This window comes from Pseudohalioglobus sediminis, from assembly GCF_008370495.1.
Classification (GTDB): domain Bacteria; phylum Pseudomonadota; class Gammaproteobacteria; order Pseudomonadales; family Halieaceae; genus Halioglobus.
The window spans coordinates 107255-128367 of sequence record NZ_VTUX01000009.1 but is presented as its reverse complement, the minus strand read 5'-3'; the positions used below and the strand labels follow the sequence as shown (position 1 = coordinate 128367).

Here is a 21113-nt window from a genome sequence, read left to right as displayed (position 1 = left end):
GTCAGAGCTGTGACAGGGCGCCCCAGGCGCCCAGTGCTATCAGGGCAACATTGGCGATAAAGCCGATCATCATGCCCGGGCCGCGGCTGGCCGGGTCTTTCATATAGGCCTGGCGATATACCAGGCGGCCGATCATGAACATCACCCCGAAACCGGCGGCCCAGTAGGGGCTATAGAAGTACGCGCACACCCACATTGCCGGCAGCGTGACCATCAGCTGTTCCAGGGTGTTCATCTGCACGCGGAAGGCGCGCTCGAAGGTCTCGTCGCCGCTCGTCGCCGGCGCCACCACGGTGTCCTTGCCGCGGGCGAAGCCGCACATCAGGGTGTATACGGTGTACTGGATTAACAGCAGCAGGGTGACAAGGGCGACGTAGGCCATGGGCGCGATCCTCGGTAGCTTGTTATAGTGATAGCGCGCAAGTATACAGGAGTTGTAAGCATTTCCTTTACCGTGACCAAACTGCTCTCACTGCTGGTGTACCCGCTCAGCCAGGGGCTGCTGCTGGGTCTGCTGGCGCTGCTGTGCTGGCGCTGGCGGCGGTTGTCTGCCGGCCTGCTGCTGTGCGCACTGGCCTGGTTGTACGCCTGCAGTACCGCGCTGGTGGCCGATGCGCTGCTGGGGCCGCTGGAGGATGCCTACCGGCCGAAGGCGATGTCGGTGCTGCCGGTGGCGGATGCCATCGTGGTGCTTGGCGGGGCCTCGCGCGGAGACACCCACCTGGGCAGCATGGCGGACCTCAACGCCCAGGCGGATCGGCTGACGCACGCGGTGGCGCTGTATCGCGCCGGCAAGGCACCGCGGGTGCTGCTGTCCGGTGGCGCCGCCGAGGGCGGCCGGCCGGAAGCGGAGCAGATGGCGGATCACCTGGTGCTGATGGGCGTGCCGCCCCGGGCGCTGCTGCAGGAAAACCAGAGCCGCGACACCCGGCAGAATGCGCAGTATTCGGCGCGACTGCTGGCAGAACAGGGCGCCACCAGCATCCACCTGGTGAGCTCCGCATTTCACCTGCGCCGTGCGGTGCCACTGTTTGCGCAGCAGGGCCTGACGGTGATCCCCGCGCCCACTGACTTCCAGCGCCAGGTGGCCGAGCCCAGCGTGCCGCGCTGGTTACCGACGGTGGATGACCTCGCGCGCAGCACCTGGGCCATTCGCGAATACGTGGGTTACCTCTACTACCGCTACCGCGGCTGGATTTAAGTGCACATTTTTCTGTGAACTGATTCATGTTTCCGGCACCGTGGCGCGGTCGCCCGGGCGCTGCGGCATATAATGAGGCCGCGTCCGCCAGGGGTGATCGAACAGATCCATGTACCCGACAACAACAAACAGAGCGGTATGGCCACTGTTGGCCCTCATATTTGCCGTCTGCCTGCTCACTGCGGGGCAATGGGCGCGCGCGCAATCCGTACCCCAGGAAATTCCCCGCGTCTCCGCCGAAAATCTCGGTGAGGGACTGTCCCTGCGCGGGCAGTGGCGTTTCCGCCCCGGTGACGACGTCAACTGGGCCGATCCCGCGCTGGAAGACAAGCACTGGCAGACCCTGCGCGTGCCGGAGCGCTGGCCCATGAGCGGTTACCCGGAATACGGGCACATGGGCTGGTACCGCCTGACCCTGGGTGTGGACCCGGCCCTGCACGGCACCCGCCTGCTGGAGGAAGTGGCGGTGAAGATGGGCAAGGTGCTCAGTGCCTACGAACTCTACGCCGGCGGCGAACTGATTGGCAGCGTGGGCCGCCTGCCGCCGCTCAATGAGGTGGATTACGATCGCGAGCGCGTATTTTCGATTCCCCAGAGTGCCGTGGCCGCGGATGGCCGCCTGGTGCTGGCGCTGCGCGTGTGGGGCGGCGAGGCGGAACTGGTAGAGGCCTGGGGTGCCGGCGCGATTTCCGGGAGCTATGTGCTGGGCTACCACCGTGACCTGCTGATCGATGCGGTGCTCGCGGAAGTGCCGGGGCTTATCCTCGCGGTACTGACCTTCTTCTTCGGCTGTTATCACCTCTACCTGTACTGGCGCAATCGCAGCCTGGAGACGTTTTTCTGGTTCGGGCTGATGGCCTGCAATATCGCGATCTACGGGGTCATGCTGACGCAGTGGAAGTACGCCACTGATCTCACCTTCCTGACCATGAAGAAGATCGAGTTCGGGGCCGTTTACCTGTTTCCGGCAGTAGCCATCCAGATGATCTGGTCGCTGTTGCGCCTGCCCATCAAGCGCTGGCTGCGCGCCTACCAGCTGACCTTCGTGTTGGCGGCCCTGCTGGTGGTGGCCATACCCGGGCACACCGTGCACTACCTCACCCTGGAGTGGTGGCAGTTGCTGTGCCTGCCCAGCATGGTGCTGGCGCCCTGGGTGCTGTTCCGGGAGACCCGCGCCGGCAACGCCGAGGCGCGCACCGTGCTGCTGGGCACGCTGATTTTCGTGTGCACGGCGCTGAACGACATGCTCATCGACCTGGTGCCCCTGGAGAGCCCGCGGCTGGCGCCGTTAGGCTTCCTGGCGGTGCTGGTGTCGATGATGGTGTCGCTCGCCAACCGCTTTACCACCATGTACACCGCCCTGGAGACCGAGGTGGCCGAGCGCACCGCGGAACTGAGCGAGGCCAACCGCCAGCTGGCCCGGGTGGCGCGGGTGGATCACCTTACCGGCCTGCTTAACCGTCGCGGCTTTACCGAGGAGGCCGAGGGCGAGATCCGCCGCACCTTCCGCTCCGGCAAACCGTTCTGTGTGGTACTGGCCGATGTGGACAACTTCAAGCAGTTCAACGACCAGTATGGTCACGTCTGTGGCGACCACGTGCTCAAGCGCACCGCTGCACTGCTGCAGGACCGCCTGCGCGAGGTGGACCGGGTGGCGCGCTGGGGTGGCGAGGAATTCATCCTGCTGCTGCCCGAGACCGACACCGAGGGCGCCGCCGTGGTGGCCGAGAAACTGCGCGAGGCGGTAGAGCAGAACCTGGTCGCCTTCGATGACCAGCGCCTCAGCATCACCATGACCTTCGGCATTGCCGCTTTCCGCAAGGGTGAATCCCTCGATGCCTGTATCGCCCGCGCCGACACCGCGCTTTATCACGGCAAGGAAAACGGCCGCAACAAGGTGATGATCGGCAACTACAAGGGCCTGAGCCTGGTTAACTAGCGTGCGTCCGCACTCGCGTCACCCCGCCGTCAGTTGTGGTAGCGCTCTTTGTACTCACTGTAGTTCAGCCCCGTCCAGCGCCGGAAGGCGCGGTAGAAACTGTTCACTTCCAGGTAGCCAAGCTGGTCCGCCAGGCATTTCCCCGGCAGCCAGTGGTCGCGCAGCTGTTGCTCGCAGCGGTACTGGCGGGCGCGATCCAGCAGGAACTGGTAGTGGGTCTGGTCCGCGCGCAGGCGGCGACGCAGGGTGGTGCAACTCATGCCCAGGCTTTCGGCGACGGATTCGGCGCGCAGCCGCGACAGGTCACCATTGAGCAGTATCTGCAGTACACGATCGGTGGTGCGATAGCGCGCCGCCGGCGGGAAAGTAGTGGTTTGCGCGCAGGCATGTGAAGCCCCCGCGCCCAGGGGTAGTGTCTGTTCCATGGCCATAACATCCTTGTTGTGGTTGACGGAAGTAATTGCTTGGCGCCGCAATCCGGCGGCGCATTATTCAGGCTAGCACAGGTGGGGTGATTGGAAAGTCGCAGGGCGAAATTGATGCGCCGCCGGCTCAGAGCAGCTCGGGTGAAGGGCAGTCCATGACCGCGGCCATGGCAGCGATGATCTCTTTCTCTTCCGGGCTGAGCCGGCCGTCTTCACCGGCGGCCAGGGTCATGGCCTTGAGCACCCGCGGTTTCAGCAGCGGGTAGACGTCGGCCAGGGTGTGTACGGCCTTGCTGAACGCGGCCACGCTGCACTGTTCGCGCGCTAGCAGCGGTGTATCGGCCAGGTCCAGCTCGGCCATGCCCAGCTGGTAAACCGTTTCCGTGTGCCCGCCGCCCTCGTGCGCCAGCACCGACAGCGTCACCTGCAGGGGCTGCCTGACCCGGGCCAGCCTGCGGTACCGAGGGCTACTGGGTTTGACCTGGATGAACTCAGGGTCCAGGTAGTGCCGCACCAGCTGGTACAGGCACCATTCGTGCAGCTCTATGCGGGCGTCCGCCTGTATCAGCCGCAGCAGGGTCTGCTTGAGGCTGCGGTACTGGCCGAATGAGATACTTTTCAGCGCCGGCAGGCACATTTCCATCAGCGGCAGCCGGCGCGGTGCCCCCAGCGCCGCCACCGCCGGGTACAGGGTGTGGGTCAATTCGGCCAGGCCGCGCGTTGCGCTGCCCTGCAGCACGGTCATCTGCTGCTGGTAGATGGCCTCGTCCGGGCTCATCAGCAGGGCGCTGATCACCGCGTGCGCACCCAGCGGCTCATGGCTGTGGCGCACCAGGGCCACGGGAATGCCTTCCTGTTCGGCGGTCTCGGCCTCGTAGTCCGGGGCTGTCTGGCCGGGGACGTCATCGGGGAAGTCGGCATCCTCCAGCTGGGGGCGGGCTTGCAGGTTGTCTGCTGCGGCCACCGAGGCCATGGCCGCGGCAACGATGGCTGCGCGCCCGTGGCCTTCCACCGCGGAGGGGTCGATCTTCGGGTTGGGGTAGTGCTTGGGTTTGCGCTGTATGTAGTTGCCGTCCCACTGTTTGTCCAGCCGGCGGATGCGCTCCTGCAGCGGTGGGTGGGTGGCGAACAGTTGCCACAGGTGGTGCTCGATCTCGCCGAAAAAGATGTGCGACATCTCGGCCGCCCGCGCCGCGTGTACCAGCGAGCCAGGCAGGTAGCCGCCGATGACTTTCAGCGCATCGGCAATGCCACGGGGATCGCGGGTGAACTGCACCGCGCTGGCGTCGGCCAGGTATTCCTTCTGCCGGCTGATACCGGCCTTGATGAAACCCGCCGCCAGCCCGCCCAGCCAACCCAGCACCCACAGCGCCAGGCCCAGGATAGGCAGGGCCGCGCCCTGGCCCCGGGAACTGCCGCCGGTGCGCACGCGGTTGCTGCTGCGCAGCAGGATGTGGCCCACGTCGCCGATGAAGGTAATGCCTTTGAGCATGGCAGCAAGGCGGATGTTCAGGCGCATGTCGCCGTTGAGAATGTGGCTGAATTCGTGGGCGATCACGCCCTGCAGTTCATGGCGTTTGAGGTGATCGATGGTGCCGCGGGTCACGGCGATTACCGCGTCGGCGGGGACGATGCCGGCAGCGAACGCGTTGATGCCGCGCTCGTGGTTCATCACGTAGACCGGCGGTACCGGCATGTTCGCCGCCAGTGCCATTTCCTCTACCACGTTGAGGCAGCGGCGCTCGGCGCGGTCACGGGTTTGCGGCAGGATGCGCACGCCGCCCATGCTTTCAGCGACCACCTTGCCGCCCGTTGACAGCTGTATCCAGCGCACCAGCACCACCAGCGCCACCACCGCGGTGACGGCAATGCCGATGCCGCCAAAACGCTGCCAGCTGAAGTAGGAGAGAAAGGCCTGCAGGCCGCCGCGGCTGCCGCTGTAGACGTTGTAGTCGTCGGCGAAGAACAGGAAGCCGGCGACCACGGCATTGGTCAGCACAATCAGCGCCAGCACCGCCAGGCAGAATACCAGCACCAGGCCGCGGGTGTTGCGGCGAGCGATGTCCTGTTGCTGGAAGAAGTCCATCTTAGTGCCGATCGCGGCTGTAGCCGCTCCTACACGCGCCGACCCCCGTAGGAGCGGCTACAGCCGCGATCAAGACCTGCGGGTACAAGCGCATCTGCGCTTAAAAAGTCACCTTGGGCGCGGCCTGGATCTCTGCGGAATCCTCGAATTCCAGCAGTTTGGCATCTTCCGGGTGGCCGAAGGTGGCGGCGAAGAACACCGGCGGAAAGCTCTGGCGGTAGGTGTTGTACTGCATCACCGCGTCGTTGTAGCCCTGGCGCGCGAAGGCAATGCGGTTCTCGGTGGTGGTCAGTTCCTCGGACAGCTGCTGCATGTTCTCGCTGGCCTTGAGGTCCGGGTAGGCTTCCATGGTGACGTTGAGTTTGCCCAGCGCACCCTGCAGTGCGCCTTCCGCGCTGGCCAGCTTGGCGATGTCGGCACCGCCCAGGTTGCCGCCTTCCAGCGCCTTGAGTGCGGCGGCGGCGTCGTTGCGAGCGGTGGTGACCGCTTCCAGGGTTTCACGCTCGTGGGCCATGTAGCCCTTGGCGGTTTCCACCAGGTTGGGGATCAGGTCATAGCGCCGTTTCAGTTGCACCTCGATCTGCGCGAAGGCGTTCTTGAAGCGGTTCTTCAGGCTGACCAGTTTGTTGTAGATGCTGACGACATAGATCGCCAGCGCCAGTGCCAGTAGCAGGAATATCGTGAATCCGGACATGTGATTGTCTCCCCCAGGAAGTGGTGCCATGAAAGCACGAGTCTAGTATACCGGCTTGCATAGTAGCAGCTGGAGTCGTTGTTTTAGCACATTTCTCTGCCCGGGGTTATCGCGGCTGTAGCCGCTCCCACGGGGTGGGTTGGTGGGGCCTGTAGGAGCGGCCACAGCCGCGAGGAGTTTTTAGCTGGCGGGTACCTTTTGTGGCGTGGGGTTATCGCGGCTGTTGCCGCTCCTACGGGGTGGGTTGGTGGTGCTTGTAGAAGCGGCCACAGCCGCGAGGAGTTTTTAGCTGGCGGGTACCTTTTGTGGCGTGGGGTTATCGCGGCTGTAGCCGCTCCCACGGGGTGGGTTGCTGGTGCTTGTAGGAGCGGCCACAGCCGCGAGGAGTTTTTAGCTGGCAAGCAGCCTGCGCTCAGGGCGCGGCCGCGGATACTTCCACCGGGACGCCATTGACGGCGGCGTTGCCGCAAAGCTCGTCGAGGTACTGGTCGTCGGTGAGGTCGTTGCAGCTGACACCGGCGTGGGCCTCGGCGATGTCCATGCGGATGCCCTGGCGATTGTGGCCGTAGCCGTGGGGCAGGCTGACCACGCCGGGCATCATGCTATCGCTGGCCTCCACCGTCACCGCGAGCTCACCGACCCGTGAGCGCACCTGTACGCTGCTGCCATCGGCGATAGCGCGCGCGGCCATGTCGTCCGGGTGCATCAGCAGGGTGCAACGATCGCGGCCTTTGACCAGCCGGCGGTAGTTGTGCATCCACGAATTGTTGGAGCGCACATGGCGCCGGCCAATCAGCCGCAGTGGCGTGCCGTCACCGTTGGCCTGCTGCCCTGCATCGGCAAATTCCGCGTGCAGCCGGGCCAGGTCCGCGAGTGGTGCCGCGGCATCGCAGCGGATCTGTTTGTCGGGGGTCATCAGCCGCTCCGGCAGCTGCGACTGCAATGGCCCGAGGTCGATGCCCGAGGGGTTGTTCTTCAGCTCCGCCAGGCTGAGCCCGCGCTCCTGCCACGGCCCCGCCCTCAGGCCCATATCGACGATCTGCTCCGGCGGCACCGCCTCCTGGGCGTCCTGGCCGAGGCCCGCGGCGACACGCTTGCCGAGTTCGGAAAAAATCTCCCAGTCGTGCAGGGCGCCCTCGGGCTTGTCGAACAGGGGCGGGTTGTAGCGGGTGGTGTTGCGCACCGCCAGCAGGTGGAAGGTGAGGTCGTAGTGGTCATGCTCCAGTGGTGATGTGGGCGGCAGGATGATATCGGCGTGCCGGGTGGTTTCGTTGATGTACGGGTCCAGCGATACCATGAAATCCAGTTGTTCCAGCGCCGCGTCCAGTTGCGCGCCGTTGGGGGTGGACAGCACCGGGTTGCCGGCACCGGTGAACAGCGCGCGGATCTGGCCTTCACCGGGGGTGGTGATTTCCTCGGCCATGGCCGCGGCGGGCAGTTCCCGGTCGAACTCGGGCAGGCCGCGCACGCGACTCTGGTGGCGGTTGAAGCCACCGGGCCCGGATGTGGCCACGGTGTCCACCGCCGGCGTGGCAAACAGGCTGCCACCCGGTTTGTCGAGGTTGCCGGTGGCGATGTTGATCAGCTGGATCAGCCACTGGCACAGGGCCCCGTAGCGCTGGGTTGAGCAACCCATGCGCCCATAGCAGATGCCGGCCTCCGCCGCCGACAGCTCCCGCGCCAGCCGGCGGATGGCGTCGGCCTCGATGCCGGTATGGGGCGCGGCGAACTCCGGGGTGAACCCGGCGATGGCCTGCTCCACTTCCGCCAGCCCGGTGGTGAAGGGCGCCAGGTGACCGAGGTCCACCAGGCCTTCGCTGAACAGCGTGTTCAGCAGTGCCAGCAGCAACAGCGCATCGCTGCCGGGGGTGATAAAGAAATGCTCGCTGGCCAGCTCCGCGGTTTCCGTGCGCCGCGGATCGACCACCACCAGTTTGCCACCGCGCGCCTGCAGCGCCTTGATGCGCTTCTTCACATCCGGCACCGTCCACAGGCTGCCGTTGGAGGCCAGGGGGTTGGCCCCCAGCATCAGGAAATACTGCGTGCGATCGATGTCGGGCACGGCAAACAGCACCTTGTGGCCATAGAGCCAGTACGCGGCGAGGTGGTGCGGTAACTGGTCCACCGAGGTGGCGGAGAAACGGTTGTTGGTGCGGATATGCCGGAACAGGTTGCCGGCATGGGTGATCATGCCGTAGTTGTGTACCGAGGGATTGCCGGCGTAAACGCCCACTGCATGCACGCCGTGCTCACCGATAGTGCGCACCAGGGCCGCGGCGGCGGTGTCCAGGGCCTCGTCCCAGGAGAGGGTTTCCCAGCGGGTCTCGCCGCTGTCGCCGATGACTTTTTTCACCGGTTGGCGCAGTCGATCCGGGTCCTCGTGGATGTCCCGCAGCGCCACCGCCTTGGGGCAGATGTGGCCGCGGCTGAGGGGGTCGTCCTTGTCGCCCTTGATGGAGAGAATCTGCTCGCCCTCGGTTTCGATGACCAGCCCGCAGATGGCTTCACAGAGGTGGCAGGCGCGGCGGTGGGTAGTAGGCATGGGGCTTTCCCTCGGTGGGTGGGTGTTAATCGTTGGCCGCTGTCTCGTTGCTGGCTGCTTCCAGGCTGACCAGCCCGGCAGCCTGGATGGCTTGCAGCAGCTTTTCCAGATCCTGCTGCAGCTGTGCGGGCGTCACGTCGTATTCTTGCAGCAACGTATCGTAGACGGTTTGCAACTGCCCGGATTCCTGTATCAGCTGCCAGATGCGCGTGCCGACTTCGTCCAGGCCGAAGTAGTTCTCGCTCTGCAGGTCCAGTAACACGGTCTCCCCGGAAACTTCCTGGGAAATGACTTCGGGTGAAAGCGTGATGGTCTGGTTCAGGTTCATGGCGGCGGTTCTTCGTTATCGGTCTGCACAGGTTGCGGGGAGTGGTGGCGAAAATCAAGCGGTAGCGGTTCTGCGGGTTTTTGCGGGAGGTAAATGCTTTGGAGGTTAGTTCCTGGTCCTGCGCGGTAAACGGTTCAGGGCTCGGAAGGCAGGGATGTACAGTGCTGTCCGATGGCTTTCGGGTTGGGCGTTTGGCCCCGCGCGGTAAAGGGTTCAAGGTTCGGAAGGCCAAGATACTCACCTTGAACCCTTTACCCCGCAGGCCCCTGCATCATCGAGCGGGTTTTGTGGTTTGCTATGGGATCGCGTGGCGCCAAAGCCGTCGGGCGAGTGCCTGAAACTGGCCGTCTTGAACACGCGCTCGGAATGCCGCACCACCTCCGGGGTACCCTTAGTCGGTCGCGAGCCTTAAAGCGCTTCGCTGTACCCGATAAAGCGGGGCAGACCCTCTCGCTCCACTCCTGCGGCGCGCACTTGCAGCGGTCATTTCAGCCGCTCGCCCGACTCTGATCCAGTTGCCATTGAGTCTTTAACCCATATAGCTGACGCTAACTGGTTTCAGTCAGAAAACATGGATATCTCGCTAAAACCGTCATTCCCGCGAAGGCGGTGGTCCGCCATTGCGGAATCCAGTGAGTTCCGTCACTTACCTAGATGGCCAGCCCCTGGATGGCCAGCCCCTGGATCCCCGCCTGCGCGGGGATGACAAGAAACGAGTTTCCGGGGGCCGGCCTTCCGGGGGTCGGCCTTCCGGGGACAGACCGGTTCCCAGCACAAGGACCCAGTAGCGTTCTGCAAAGCAAACTCGATGGTGCCGGGACCTGCGTGGCAAAAGGTTCAGAGCGAGTATCTTGGCCTTCCGAGCCCTGAACCTTTTACCGCGCGGGGCCAAATACCCAACCAGAAAGCCATCTATGCAAGGCTCACCGACCTTCAAGGCTCTGAACCCTGTACCGCGTGAGGCCAAACACCCGACGAGAAAGCCATCTATGCAATGCTCACCGCGATAGCAAAAAAAAGGCCGATCAAATGACCGGCCTTGCGAGACAGTTGCCAGAGGGGTGGCTTATTCGCAGCCGCCAGAGAGGCTGTTCACCCACTCGCGGATCAGCGCTACGCCCTCGTCGTGAACCAGGCTGCGGCCAATCTCCGGCATGCGCACGTCCGGCTCGTTGGAGTCCATGCGGTACACAGTGATGGAAGCGTCCGCGTCGCCGGGGACGATGTCGTTCTTGAGGCCGCCGGAACCGGAGCCCGCGGCGACCGGCTGCTTGCAGATACCGTAGGCCGTGTCGACCTCACGCCAGTATTCCAGCGACAGGCCAGAGTTGCTGGCGAAGCCGTCCGGGGTATGGCAGTGGGCGCAGTTGATATCCAGGTAGCCCTTGGCGCGCGCTTCCAGGTCTGCTGCCGGGTCGTCCCAGGCCGGTACCGTGTCGATGCTGTCCAGGTCAGCCGGAAGGCCCACGAGTACGTCCTGCTCCCACATGTATTCCAGCTGGTTGGCGCGCTTGCCGGCATAGACATTGTCCATGTTGAGGAAGCGAGCCTTGGGGCCGATGGGGATGATGACCGTTTCCATGTTGCGACCGCTGCCGGTTTCCGGGCGGGTGGCGTTGTGGCAGGTCTTGCAGCTGTTGGCGTCGGGGATGACGTAATCCGTGCTGCGCGTGCTGCCATCAGAGTGGATCCAGGTCAGTGAGCGGGTGCCGCCGGCCAGGGTCAGGTCGGCGCCGGTGCCGTCTTCGCGCCAGGTGTAGGGCAGGGTGGCCCAGCCGTCCTTGCGGTGCAGCAACAGGCGCGTCTCGATGATCACCTCACCGGCAGACTCATTGAGGAAGTCGTTGGGCATGGTGAAGGTCTTGGCGATGATGGTGCCCACCGGGAAGTCCAGACTGTCGCGGCTGGAGTAGGCCGCCTGCTTGCCTTCCGGGATGTAGATGAAGCGGTACTTCTCGGCGTAGTCGGTGAACAGCGGCGTGATCAGGTCATAGGCGATGCCGCTGTTGGGCGCGCGGCGTGGCTCCAGCGCGTCGCTGAACAGGTTGTAGCCTTCCAGCGACGGGCAGTTCACTTCCAGCGCCTCGAAGTTGGGGCCATTGCCCTGCGGTGTACACAGCGCGGCAATCTCTTCCTGGGTCAGGGGCTTCTCGCCTTCGAGGATCTCATCCGGCGTATCCAGTACCACCTCGGGCAGGGAGGCGTGGGCGCAGTTGAAGAACTCGCTGCCTACCTCGGTGCCGTTGGGTCCGAAGATCACACCACGGGTGACGGATTCGTCCTCGTTGATGCAGATGCGGTCTTCCTCGGCAAACGGACTGCCGGCTTCGCCGATGCCGTCGTAGACGATCTGCGGGATGCCGCCGGGGCCGGTGAACAGGCCGGCCACGTCGGTGGCCAGGTCTGCGGGTTCGTAGCCGTTATTGGCGTACTGGTTGTTGCTGATGTACACACGACGCGGCGCACCGTCGTAGTTCGGGTCGTCGGTGGTAAAGCCGCTGATGTCGTAGTGCACGATGACGATGGCGGCGGACTGGTTGTCTTCGATGACGTTGTCGAACACCTGCACATCCGAGAAGGCCATGATCAGCATGCCGGTACCGGTGGGTACCACGCCAACGATATTGCCTTCCGGCGCGAAGTTGGGGGTGTTGTTGCCGCGTACCACGTTGTTGTAAACGCGGGTGCGTGCGCCCTCGCGGGACAGGTTGGGCAGGTCGAACACCAGGATGCCGCCGGTGTTGTCCACGGCGGTGTTGTCGTAGACCTCGGAGTTGGTGCTGTTCTCGATCTCGATACCGGCCACGTTGAACGAAACCGTATTGCGACGCACGATGATCTTGTCAGACTGGCCGACGTACACACCGGCGTCAGAGGCGCCGATCACGATGCTGTCTTCGATCAGCACGTTTTCTGTCTGCACCGGGTACAGGCCGTAGGCGCCATTTTCCTCGCAGGCGCCGCAGGTCCATTCCACGCGGATGCGGCGCATGGTAACGCCGTTGCTGAACTTGAACTTGATACCGTCAGAAGGCGGATCCACCACGGCAAAGTCTTCCAGCAGCACGTTGTTGCTGGTTACGCGCAGGCTTTCGCCGCCGCTGGTCTGGGTGCCGAAATTGAGCACTGTCTGCTCCAGGCCCTGGCCGCGCAGGGTGACGTTGTCCACGTCGATGCCCAGTGCGGTATCGAGGTCGAACTCACCCGCGGGCAGCTCTATCACGTGGCCGGGCTCGGCACCGATCAGCGCCTCGATCAGGCGGGTCTGGAAGCCCTCACCGGCTTCTATGACGATCAGGTTGGGGTCCACCGGCTCGGCGGGCTGTTCCACCTCGGGTTGCGCCACCGGGCGGGACGAACTGCCGCCGTCGGAACACGCTGCCAGCAGGCTGAATCCCAGTAGCACGACGGCTAATTGAGTCACAATTCTCATCTTCTCACTCTCGCTTGTTTGGATTGTTGTTGGGCGCGATTGTTATTGCTGCATTATGTAACGCGACGCGCGCATTATGCGGCTGAGTCTGAACTCAATCTGAATCCGGGGTGGGGGCTGGCCAGAGTTGTGAAATGCTGCCCGGATTTGGGCGCCCGGTGCAGCGGGGCATCGTACCAGGCTGGGTGTTTGGTCCTTCCCGATACTGGATTCAGGGCTCGGCGGGCAGGAGCATCGAGCTTGCTGCTTTGGCTTTGAGCCTGGGTATTTGGTCCTTCCCGATAATGGATTCAGGGCTCGGAAGGCCAGGATACTCACCCTGAACCCAGTATCGGGAAGGCCCTTGCACTATCGAGCGGGCTTTAGGGCCTGCGAGGGAGCGGGTTCATGGCTCAGCGGGCAGGAGCATCGAGCTTGCTGCTTTGGCTTTGAGCCTGGGTATTTGGTCCTTCCCGATAATGGATTCAGGGTTCGGAAGGCCAAGATACTCACCCTGAACCCAGTATCGGGAAGGCCCTTGCACCATCGAGCGGGCTTTAGGGTTTGCGAGGGAGCGGGTTCATGGCATGGCAGGTAATGGCATCTAGTTTGCTCCTTTGGCTTTGAGCCTGGGTATTTGGTCCTTCCCGATAATGGATTCAGGGCTCGGAAGGCCAGGATACTCACCCTGAACCCAGTATCGGGAAGGCCCTTGCACTATCGAGCGGGCTTTAGGGTTTGCCGAGGGGTCTGGTAGCGCCGGAGGCGCTGGGCATGGCGCGGCCAATACCGCGAGGCCGGCCCTGCCACAATCTTCAACGCAACCTCGATGTTGCAAGGGCCTGCGGGGGAAAGGGTTCAGAGCGAGTATCTTGGCCTTCCGAGCCCTGAACCCTTTCCCCCGCAGGACCCAACACCGAAGCTTGCAGCCAGCATAACGATGTAAATGCATCAGCAAACGCCCCGGCAGTCAGGCTCCGACAAGAACGCAAAAAAAAGCCGGGCAGAACCCGGCATGGAGCGTGCTGCTGCGCAGTGCTACTGGTAAGTGGGATCGGCCCACTCGCCGACCGAGCGTGAACGTACCGGCTGTATCAGCGCCGGCGGTTCCGATTGCGGGAAGCCCTCGCCCCAGTTGACCGGCTTGCCCTTCATTTCCACCGAGGCCTCTTCCGTATACCAGTCTACCAGGTCGCCGTCACAGCGCACGATCCAGGTGCAGCCCTCTGCGTCGCCCGCGGTGAAGTCGCCATGGCGGATGCCCGCCGGGCGGAAGAAGTACTGGCCGGGTACCATCTGCCCGTAGTTGTAATCGAACAGGCCCTCCAGGCAGTAGGCCTCCTCGAACACCGGGTGGTGTGCCAGGGGGTGTTCACGCCAGCCCGGCTTGGCCTTGATCAGGCGCGTGTAGAAGCCTGTTTCCGGGTTGCGGAACAGCAGCTTGATGTACAGCCCCGGTACCGGGGTGCCGCCGCGCTCGAAGTTCATCGGGCTGCCGTTTTCCGGGTCTTCCACCTCGTACCAGTTCATGGTCTCGGAGTCCTGGATGATGAAGCCGGCATCGGCGGTGCCATCGCCGTTGCCAGCGGGAGTGAAGGCCCAATTGCCGAAGTCGCGGAACAGCAGGATCTCGGTGCCCTCGGTAGCCTGGATTGCCGGGGTGACGACGCCCTTGGGGGCGCACCAGTAGCCGCCCTTGCCCAGCTGCTGGTCACCCACGGTGATGCTGCCGGAGAGCACGAACCACTCGGTCTGGGCGGCGTGACGGCCGGCGGGGCGCTGCCAGTCGCTGGTGAATTTCACCTTGAGGGTGGCGGAACCGTCCTCTTCGTCATAGCTCAGGTGCTGTTGCTCGGCACTGCCGGTGGCGTGTTCAAATTCTGCGGGATGCCGGATCAGGTCCCGTTCATCGACCAGTTCTACATGGGGGCGCATGGGTGTCTCCTCTGGGGTGCTTATCAATAAGGAAACCATGCTAGGGGAGTTTTACTATTCACGATACTTGATAATTATTATTATATGCATTCATAAATAGTAATTGATTGGTGAGCGATCCATGGATACACGGCTGCTGACCCGCCTCGGTACCCTGAGACAGGTGGAAATCTTCATGCGTGTAGCCGAGACCGGCAGCATCGCCCGCGCGGCGGAGTCGCTGCACCTGGCCCAGCCCAGTGTCTCCAACCAGGTGAAGAAGCTGAGCGAGGCCCTCGATATCCCGCTGTACGAGGTCATCGGTAAACAGGTCCACCTTACCGAGGCGGGGCAGCAGGTGGTGCGCACCGGCCAGGAACTCTTCGAGTCTATCCAGCGGCTGGACGAAAACCTTAACAATATCAAGGGCCTGACTGCCGGTACCCTGCGCATTGCCGTGGTGTCCACGGCCAAGTATTTCATGCCGCATATTCTCGGCCCCTTCTGCCGCGAGTACCCGGATATCGACGTGGAGTTCAAGGTCGGCAATCGCGCGCAGATCATCGAGCGGCTCAAGGGCAATCGCGACGACCTCTACCTGTTCGACGACCCGCCGCAGGAACTGGCTATTCGCCGGCACCAGTTCCTGCCCAACCCCCTGGCGGTTATCGCCTCGTCGGAGAATCCGCTGGGCCGGCGCGGGCCGCTGGAATGGGCAGACATCGCCAATGAGAAGTTCCTGGTGCGCGAAGCCGGTTCGGGCACGCAGAATGCGGTGGAGCAGCACCTGCGCCAGCATGGCTGGGCGATCGGCAAGCACATCACCATCGCCAGCAACGAGGCCATCAAGTACTCGGTGATGGCCGACATGGGTATCGCCATTCTCTCGGCCTATGTGCTGGCCAATGCCCAGGAAGACGGGCTCATGCAGTTGCCGGTGCGTACCTTCCCGATCATGTCCCACTGGTACGTGGTGCACCTGCAGCAAAAGACACTGTCACTGGTGGCGGACCGTTTCCTGGAGTTTGTGCTCAACCGCCGCCAGGACCTGCTGCCGATGAAAAAAATCGAGGCGCACATCGCCAACGCCTATGGCGGTTCGCCGGGGCATAGTTGAAGGAGGGTTGGTGCCGGTAGCGATGGCATTCGCGGCTGTAGCCGCTCCCACAAATCAGGTTGTTCCCTGTAGGAGCGGCCACAGCCGCGATAACCCCACCCAGGGCCCAGCGTCTCCCCGTAGGAGCGGCCACAGCCGCGAGAATCCTGCCGGCTACTCCACGCGCGTCCAGGTCTGGCCATCGCAGAAGAAGGCTATGCAGCCCTCCACCTCCAGCTCATTGCCATCGAGCTGCATCTTGGATTTGTAGACCTTGTCCGCTTCCGGGTCCCAGATGGTGCCGCCGGAGAAACGGCGCTCGTCGTCCCGCTGCATGTCCTCGATCATCAGCTTGCCGATGTGTTCGTAGTCGGGGTTGGGGCCATCGGAGCGGACGGCCTGGGTGATGAGCCCGCAGGTGAGGCTGGCGTTTTCGGAGCATGGACTCACGGTGATTTCGAGATAGCCGCCTTCGTCATTGGTTTCGGTCTTCCATACACCTTCAACGCTGGCAGCCATGGTGCTGGCGGATAGCGTGACAGCTGCGAGCAGGGATATCACTCTGAGCATGGGTCGTACTCCTTGGTAGCGGCGCAATCGGCATTTTGCTCGCATCAGGCGCCTTGGGTTCAAAGCCAGAACATAGCACGCCTGTCGCAGCTGGCAACAATGGCAACCGCATTTGAAAGTAAATTAACAGCGCAGGGCACATTGCCTCGGGCGCCTGCAACTGATGCAATAGGCCGCGTGAAACCCGAGCGTTTGAGCGATGACAATGTCCCTGTTCCCATTTCCAAGGTTCCTGCTGGCCACGGTACTGACCTTTCCCATGGCCACAGCCGCCGCCGAGCGCGTCGGGCTGGTGCTGGCCGGCGGTGGTGCGCGCGGGCTGGCTCATGTGGGTGTTATTCGCGCGCTCGAGGAACTGCAGGTGCCGGTACATGCAGTTACCGGTACCAGTATGGGCGCGCTGGTGGGCGGTCTCTACTCTGCGGGCATGGACGCGGCTGCGCTGGATGCCGCCGTTGCCGACATGGACTGGTCGCAGGCGTTCCGCGACACCGAGCAACGGGCCCTGCGCCCGCAGCGCCGCAAGGGTGACGATTATGACGCGCCCGGGGAACTGCGTCTGCAGCTGAGCAAATCAGGCCCGGCTGATCCGCTGGGCGTGCTGGAGGGGCAGCAGGCGAGGGCAATGATTGTCAGCATGTTGCAGGGCGCGGAATATGTCTCGGACTTTGACCAGCTGCCGCGTCCTTACCGCGCGGTGGCGACCGATATCGCCACTGGCATGCCGGTGGTGCTGGCGCAGGGTGATATGGGCAGTGTCATGCGTGCCAGTATGTCGATACCGGGGCTGCTGGCCCCGGTTGAGATGGACGGTCGCCTGCTGGTGGATGGCGGTGCCTCGATGAACATCCCGGTGCAGCCCGCACTTGATATGGGCGTGGACCACTTGATTGTGGTCGACATAGGTACCCACCTCAAACCCCAGGATGAGATCGGCGGTATGGTGGCGGTGGCGGCGCAGCTGGTCAAACTGATGAGCCTGCGCAATTCCAATGAGCAGCTCGCATTGATGCGCCCTGAGGATGTGCTGATCGCGCCCGATGTGGCCAGCATTGGCCTGCTGGATTTTTATGAGGCCGAGCAGATCGTCGCGCTGGGCTACGAGGCGACCATGGCGATGGCGGCGCAATTGCAGGCCTTGCGCCTCTCGGACGCTGCCTGGCAGGACTACGTCGCCGCGACACAACCCCTGCCCCAGGCCCGGCAACAGGTTGACTTTATCGCCCTGGACAACGACTCGAACATCTCCGACCAGGTGCTGCTTGCCAAGATCGAGCAGCAGAAGGGCCAGCCACTGGACAGCGCCACCCTGGAGCGCAATATTGCCGACGCCTATGCTCTCGGCTACTGGAAAACCATCGAGTACAGCCTGGTCACCGATGAGCGCGGCGAGGGCGTGCAGATCACCGCGCGCGCCTCCGAGCGGGAGGCCAGCTCATTGAAATTCAGCCTCGGTCTGCTGTCCGAGATCGGCGACCAGACAGACTTCGGCCTGTTTGGCAGCTACCTCGCGCGCGACCTCAACAGCCGCGGCGGCGAACTCTACGGCAGCCTTGAACTGGGAGATCGCCCGGCTGCGTACCTGCAGTTTTACCAGCCGCTGGATTACGGTTCACGGTTTTTCATTGCGCCCGCCATCAGCTACAGCGACAAGAAGGTGACCTCGCTGGGTATCGAGTTCGACCTGGGCGAGTCGGTGGGCGATTGGCGTGTGGAGACGACGCAGGCTGAATTGATGGCGGGGTTCCAGTTTGGCGACAGTGCCCAGTTCCAGGTGGGGCCGTTTCGCGCCAGCGGTCACTACGATTTCAGCCGCACCGCGACGGCGGATCTGGAAGAGGGCAGTTTTGACGAGGGTGGCTGGCTGGCGCGTTTTCGCTACGACACCCTCGACGACCTCTACTTTCCGACCCGGGGCAATTTCCTGTACGCAGACTACCAGTACCACGACAGCGCCCTGGGCGCAGACGCAGAGCTCAAGCGCGCGCGGCTGATCGGCCAGTCCGCCATCTCGCTCGGTGCTGACGACCAGCACACGCTGATTTTCAGCGGACGCGTCTTCGCCAGTGAGGACGCCCCCGCGCAGCCGCAGAATCTTTATCAGCTGGGTGGCCTGTTTAACTTCTCCGGCCTGCCTTACAACGCGCTTTCCGGGCGCCAGCTCGCCTTCGTTATGGCGCAGTACCAGCGCCGCCTGACCCAGCCGGGCGTACTGCCATTTGTCAGCCCGATCTATGTGGGCGCGTCCATCGAGGGCGCCGAGCTGTGGAGTTTCCGTGAGGATATCTCCCTCGGTGAGCTGAACTGGGCCGGCAGCCTGTACGTTGGCACCGACACGCCGGTGGGCCCGGTGTATTTTGCCTGGGGCGTTACCTCGGACTCTGCCGACACCTTCTACCTGGCGCTGTCATGGCCTTTCATGCTGGACGACTTGCGGCCCGGGCGCTAGTCAGTCGCAGAAGATCTGCACTTTCTTCAGTGCGATATCCATCTCTTCTTCGGTATTCGCCTGCAGCGCCGCTTCTTTCGCCACATGACACTCGGCGGCGCTTTCCTGGCTCTTGGAGTGAATCAGGTATCCCTGGGTCGCGGCGTGGTCGTGGTGTTCACAGTGGGCGGAAGATACTCTGCGGATATTGGCCAGACGGCCCTCCTCTACAGCAACACAGTCGCCTTCCCGCGCCGTGTTCTGTTCGGTCATGATTTCCTTTTCACCGCCGTTTACCATTTGTAACTGGTAGGCGTAGGCGTCGCGCTTGCCCTGCAGGATGGCAGTCAGCACACCGCCGCTGACGGCGCCGATTGCTGCATTCTTGCCGCGGTGATGATGGCCGCCGGTGGCCGCACCGATGATGCCGCCGAGCACGGCGCCGCCGGGTGCGGCAGAGTCGATTTTCTTGCGCTGGATACTCTCCACCACGCCATAGCTAATGGCAATCGATTGATTCATGTCGCGGCTGTCCACGGCCAGCGCTGGCAGGCTGAGCAGAAGTGAAAGACCGGCGATGGTTGTTCTGTACATGATGTTCTCCCTGGTGGTTTGATCACTACGGTGTTGGGCCCTCTCCAGGATTCTGATGCTGGGAGCCTGCTGGGCGATAGTCGCCGGCCGCTTTATTCTAGTCGATAAACTGCCATTGTGTAGTTGGTTCTCCCCCACAAACGGCAAACAAACTGCTAGAGTAAACGGGGTGGAGCGCAACGCCCTGCAGGCAGGTGTTGCCCTCATAATCCACTTAAAAAACAGGGTTTTTTGTGGCGGTGTCAGTTTTCCCGGAGTATTCGAACATGATTATCAAGAAGTCTTTTACCCATGCGCCGTTGCTGTTGGTGCTGCTCAGCGCGGACCTTGCCCTGGCAGAGCACAAGCACCCCACTGATCAGCAGCTGCGTGCCTGCCGTGACCGGCTGGCCTATGAAAGCAAGTTCAAGCACCTGCCCATGGCCGCGTTCTCAGTCAACTCCGGCACGCACCACCACAGCAACGTGGACTGGACCGTCAGCTGGGGCGGTAGGTTTGCCACCGGTACCTGCAAGGTGAACAAGCACGGCGGGGTGGAAAAGGTCCATACCAATTATGATTCGGGCCCGGTCAAGGAATCGGGGCACCACCATCATCACGCCGGCAAGGATGCTGGTGCAGGTGGCTTCTACTACGACTATCACGTCAATCGCTGGCGCGATCCCAGCGGCCAGGTGTGTCACACCTGTACGCCGGAAAACGGCTTCCCAAACCACGGACGGAAACAGCAGGAGTGGCATCCGCAAAATCATCTTGAGCGCGAGGCATCGCGGCACCTGAATCGTTCACTGACGGAAGCGGATCGCGAGGCGCTGCGACAGCTCAGCCAGTAGCGTTGCCGGGCCCGGCCGCGGTCCGGGCGTGACCGCGTTTCAGCGTTCGAGGAAGGAGAGAATGTCCTCGCGCACCGCGTTGTTCTCACTCTGCAGTCGCGACAATGCCAGCACCAGGTTGGCGTGACCGCGCCCCGGGTAAATGTGAACGCTGACATCCACGCCCAGTGCTGTCGCCTTGTCGGCAAATTTCTGCGTGTGCAGCGGCAACACGGTGGAGTCGTCCTCGCCATGCAGCAGCAACATGGGCGGCTCGCTGCCGCTGAGGAAGTGCAGTGGCTGCATCTGCTGGTAGTCCTCCAGGTTGCCGAATATATCCCGGTATTTCTGGTTTTGCGGCAGATAGGCGTAGGGTCCGGCGAGGCCGACGAAAGCGTCTATGCGTTGCAGGGGGAACTGGTGGGCGCCGAGGAAGCGCGGGTCGGTCACCAGCAGGGCGCCGGTGTGGGCGCCGGCTGAATGCCCCATCAGGACGATCTCGTCCACGTGTTCGAAGCGGCCGCCGTTGCCGGCCAGCCAGCTGACGGCCAGCGCGACATCGGCCACGAAATCGGGGAAGGTGACGTCGGGGTACTTGGCGTAGTCAGGGATGGCCACGGTGTAGCCGGCAGCCGTGAGCGCATCGGCGACGAAGGCATAGCCGTCCTTGTTGCCCGAGGTCCAGTCGCCGCCGTAGACGAAAATGACCAGGCGCTGGGGTGCTGTGGCGCCGGCTGCCGCTGCGGGAAAATACAGGTCCAGGCCTTGGTGCGCTTTGTTGCCATAGGGGATGTCGCTTTCCACCCGCATGTCACCCAACAGTTCTGAGGGTGCACTCACGGCGCGTAGCCCGAGGTCGGTGCAGGCGGCCAGGAACCCGGTCATGAGTATGACCCCGGCGCGCAGGGCGCTGTGAAAGGCAGAGCGTGACATTGGTGTGAATCGAACCCCGTATGGGCAGTGACTGTACCTGTTGTTACGTACTGCATGGTGAAAACGATTGCTGGAGGCAGAAGTGCGTGGCACAGGCTTTGCGCCTGCGCCACGCAGCGATGCTTTAGTGATTGCGCGT

The 21113-nt window shown here is 63.2% G+C and carries 16 protein-coding genes; 5 read left to right on the top strand and 11 right to left on the bottom strand.

From position 1 onward, the window contains the following. Position 1: 1 nt before the first annotated feature. Positions 2 to 382 carry an MAPEG family protein gene (locus tag F0M18_RS17050; protein WP_149612673.1) on the bottom strand — a complete coding sequence of 127 codons (381 nt, stop codon included), beginning with the start codon at positions 380 to 382 and terminating at the stop codon, positions 2 to 4. A gap of 72 nt (positions 383 to 454) precedes the next feature. Between F0M18_RS17050 and F0M18_RS17045 the strand changes: the two genes are divergently transcribed. Next, positions 455 to 1201 (top strand): YdcF family protein, encoded by a 747-nt coding sequence (locus F0M18_RS17045; RefSeq protein WP_149612672.1) that lies wholly within the window; start codon positions 455 to 457, stop codon positions 1199 to 1201. A gap of 148 nt (positions 1202 to 1349) precedes the next feature. After that, complete coding sequence (locus tag F0M18_RS17040; protein WP_188109779.1) at positions 1350 to 3140, top strand: sensor domain-containing diguanylate cyclase; 1791 nt, start codon at positions 1350 to 1352, stop codon at positions 3138 to 3140. 29 nt (positions 3141 to 3169) lie between these two features. Here F0M18_RS17040 and F0M18_RS17035 read toward each other — a convergent pair whose 3' ends face one another. From F0M18_RS17035 to F0M18_RS17005, 7 genes are all read right to left on the bottom strand, one after another. After that, complete coding sequence (locus F0M18_RS17035) at positions 3170 to 3565, bottom strand: helix-turn-helix domain-containing protein (RefSeq protein ID WP_149612670.1); 396 nt, start codon at positions 3563 to 3565, stop codon at positions 3170 to 3172. A gap of 127 nt (positions 3566 to 3692) precedes the next feature. Further along, a complete protein-coding gene (locus F0M18_RS17030; RefSeq protein WP_149612669.1) occupies positions 3693 to 5651 on the bottom strand; it encodes a M48 family metallopeptidase in 1959 nt (652 codons plus the stop codon). 100 nt (positions 5652 to 5751) lie between these two features. After that, positions 5752 to 6345, bottom strand: a complete 594-nt coding sequence (locus F0M18_RS17025; RefSeq protein WP_149612668.1) for a LemA family protein — start codon at positions 6343 to 6345, stop codon at positions 5752 to 5754. A 412-nt stretch (positions 6346 to 6757) separates the two neighbouring features. Next, entirely contained in the window at positions 6758 to 8887 is a 2130-nt protein-coding gene (locus F0M18_RS17020; protein WP_149612667.1) for a molybdopterin oxidoreductase family protein, read from the bottom strand. A gap of 25 nt (positions 8888 to 8912) precedes the next feature. After that, on the bottom strand, positions 8913 to 9215 hold the full coding sequence (locus F0M18_RS17015) for a PqqD family protein (protein WP_149612666.1): 303 nt from the start codon (positions 9213 to 9215) through the stop codon (positions 8913 to 8915). A gap of 1066 nt (positions 9216 to 10281) precedes the next feature. Then, positions 10282 to 12639, bottom strand: coding sequence for an SO2930 family diheme c-type cytochrome (locus F0M18_RS17010; RefSeq protein ID WP_188109778.1), 2358 nt, complete (start codon positions 12637 to 12639; stop codon positions 10282 to 10284). A gap of 1026 nt (positions 12640 to 13665) precedes the next feature. Then, positions 13666 to 14562 carry a DUF4437 domain-containing protein gene (locus F0M18_RS17005; RefSeq protein ID WP_149612664.1) on the bottom strand — a complete coding sequence of 299 codons (897 nt, stop codon included), beginning with the start codon at positions 14560 to 14562 and terminating at the stop codon, positions 13666 to 13668. Positions 14563 to 14683: 121 nt separating this feature from the next. On the opposite strand from F0M18_RS17005, the gene F0M18_RS17000 reads away from it, so the two are divergent. Beyond that, positions 14684 to 15658, top strand: coding sequence for a LysR family transcriptional regulator (locus F0M18_RS17000; RefSeq protein WP_149612663.1), 975 nt, complete (start codon positions 14684 to 14686; stop codon positions 15656 to 15658). A 153-nt stretch (positions 15659 to 15811) separates the two neighbouring features. On the opposite strand, the gene F0M18_RS16995 is transcribed toward F0M18_RS17000, so the two are convergent. Then, complete coding sequence (locus F0M18_RS16995) at positions 15812 to 16207, bottom strand: DUF2147 domain-containing protein (protein WP_188109777.1); 396 nt, start codon at positions 16205 to 16207, stop codon at positions 15812 to 15814. 205 nt (positions 16208 to 16412) lie between these two features. Between F0M18_RS16995 and F0M18_RS16990 the strand changes: the two genes are divergently transcribed. Further along, positions 16413 to 18656, top strand: coding sequence for a patatin-like phospholipase family protein (locus F0M18_RS16990; protein ID WP_188109776.1), 2244 nt, complete (start codon positions 16413 to 16415; stop codon positions 18654 to 18656). Here the strand turns inward: F0M18_RS16990 and F0M18_RS16985 are convergent, their stop codons facing one another. Then, complete coding sequence (locus F0M18_RS16985) at positions 18657 to 19229, bottom strand: hypothetical protein (RefSeq protein WP_149612660.1); 573 nt, start codon at positions 19227 to 19229, stop codon at positions 18657 to 18659. A gap of 266 nt (positions 19230 to 19495) precedes the next feature. Between F0M18_RS16985 and F0M18_RS16980 the strand changes: the two genes are divergently transcribed. Next, on the top strand, positions 19496 to 20062 hold the full coding sequence (locus F0M18_RS16980; protein WP_149612659.1) for a hypothetical protein: 567 nt from the start codon (positions 19496 to 19498) through the stop codon (positions 20060 to 20062). Positions 20063 to 20101: 39 nt separating this feature from the next. Here the strand turns inward: F0M18_RS16980 and F0M18_RS16975 are convergent, their stop codons facing one another. Then, a complete protein-coding gene (locus F0M18_RS16975) occupies positions 20102 to 20974 on the bottom strand; it encodes an alpha/beta hydrolase (protein ID WP_149612658.1) in 873 nt (290 codons plus the stop codon). Positions 20975 to 21113 lie beyond the last annotated feature (139 nt).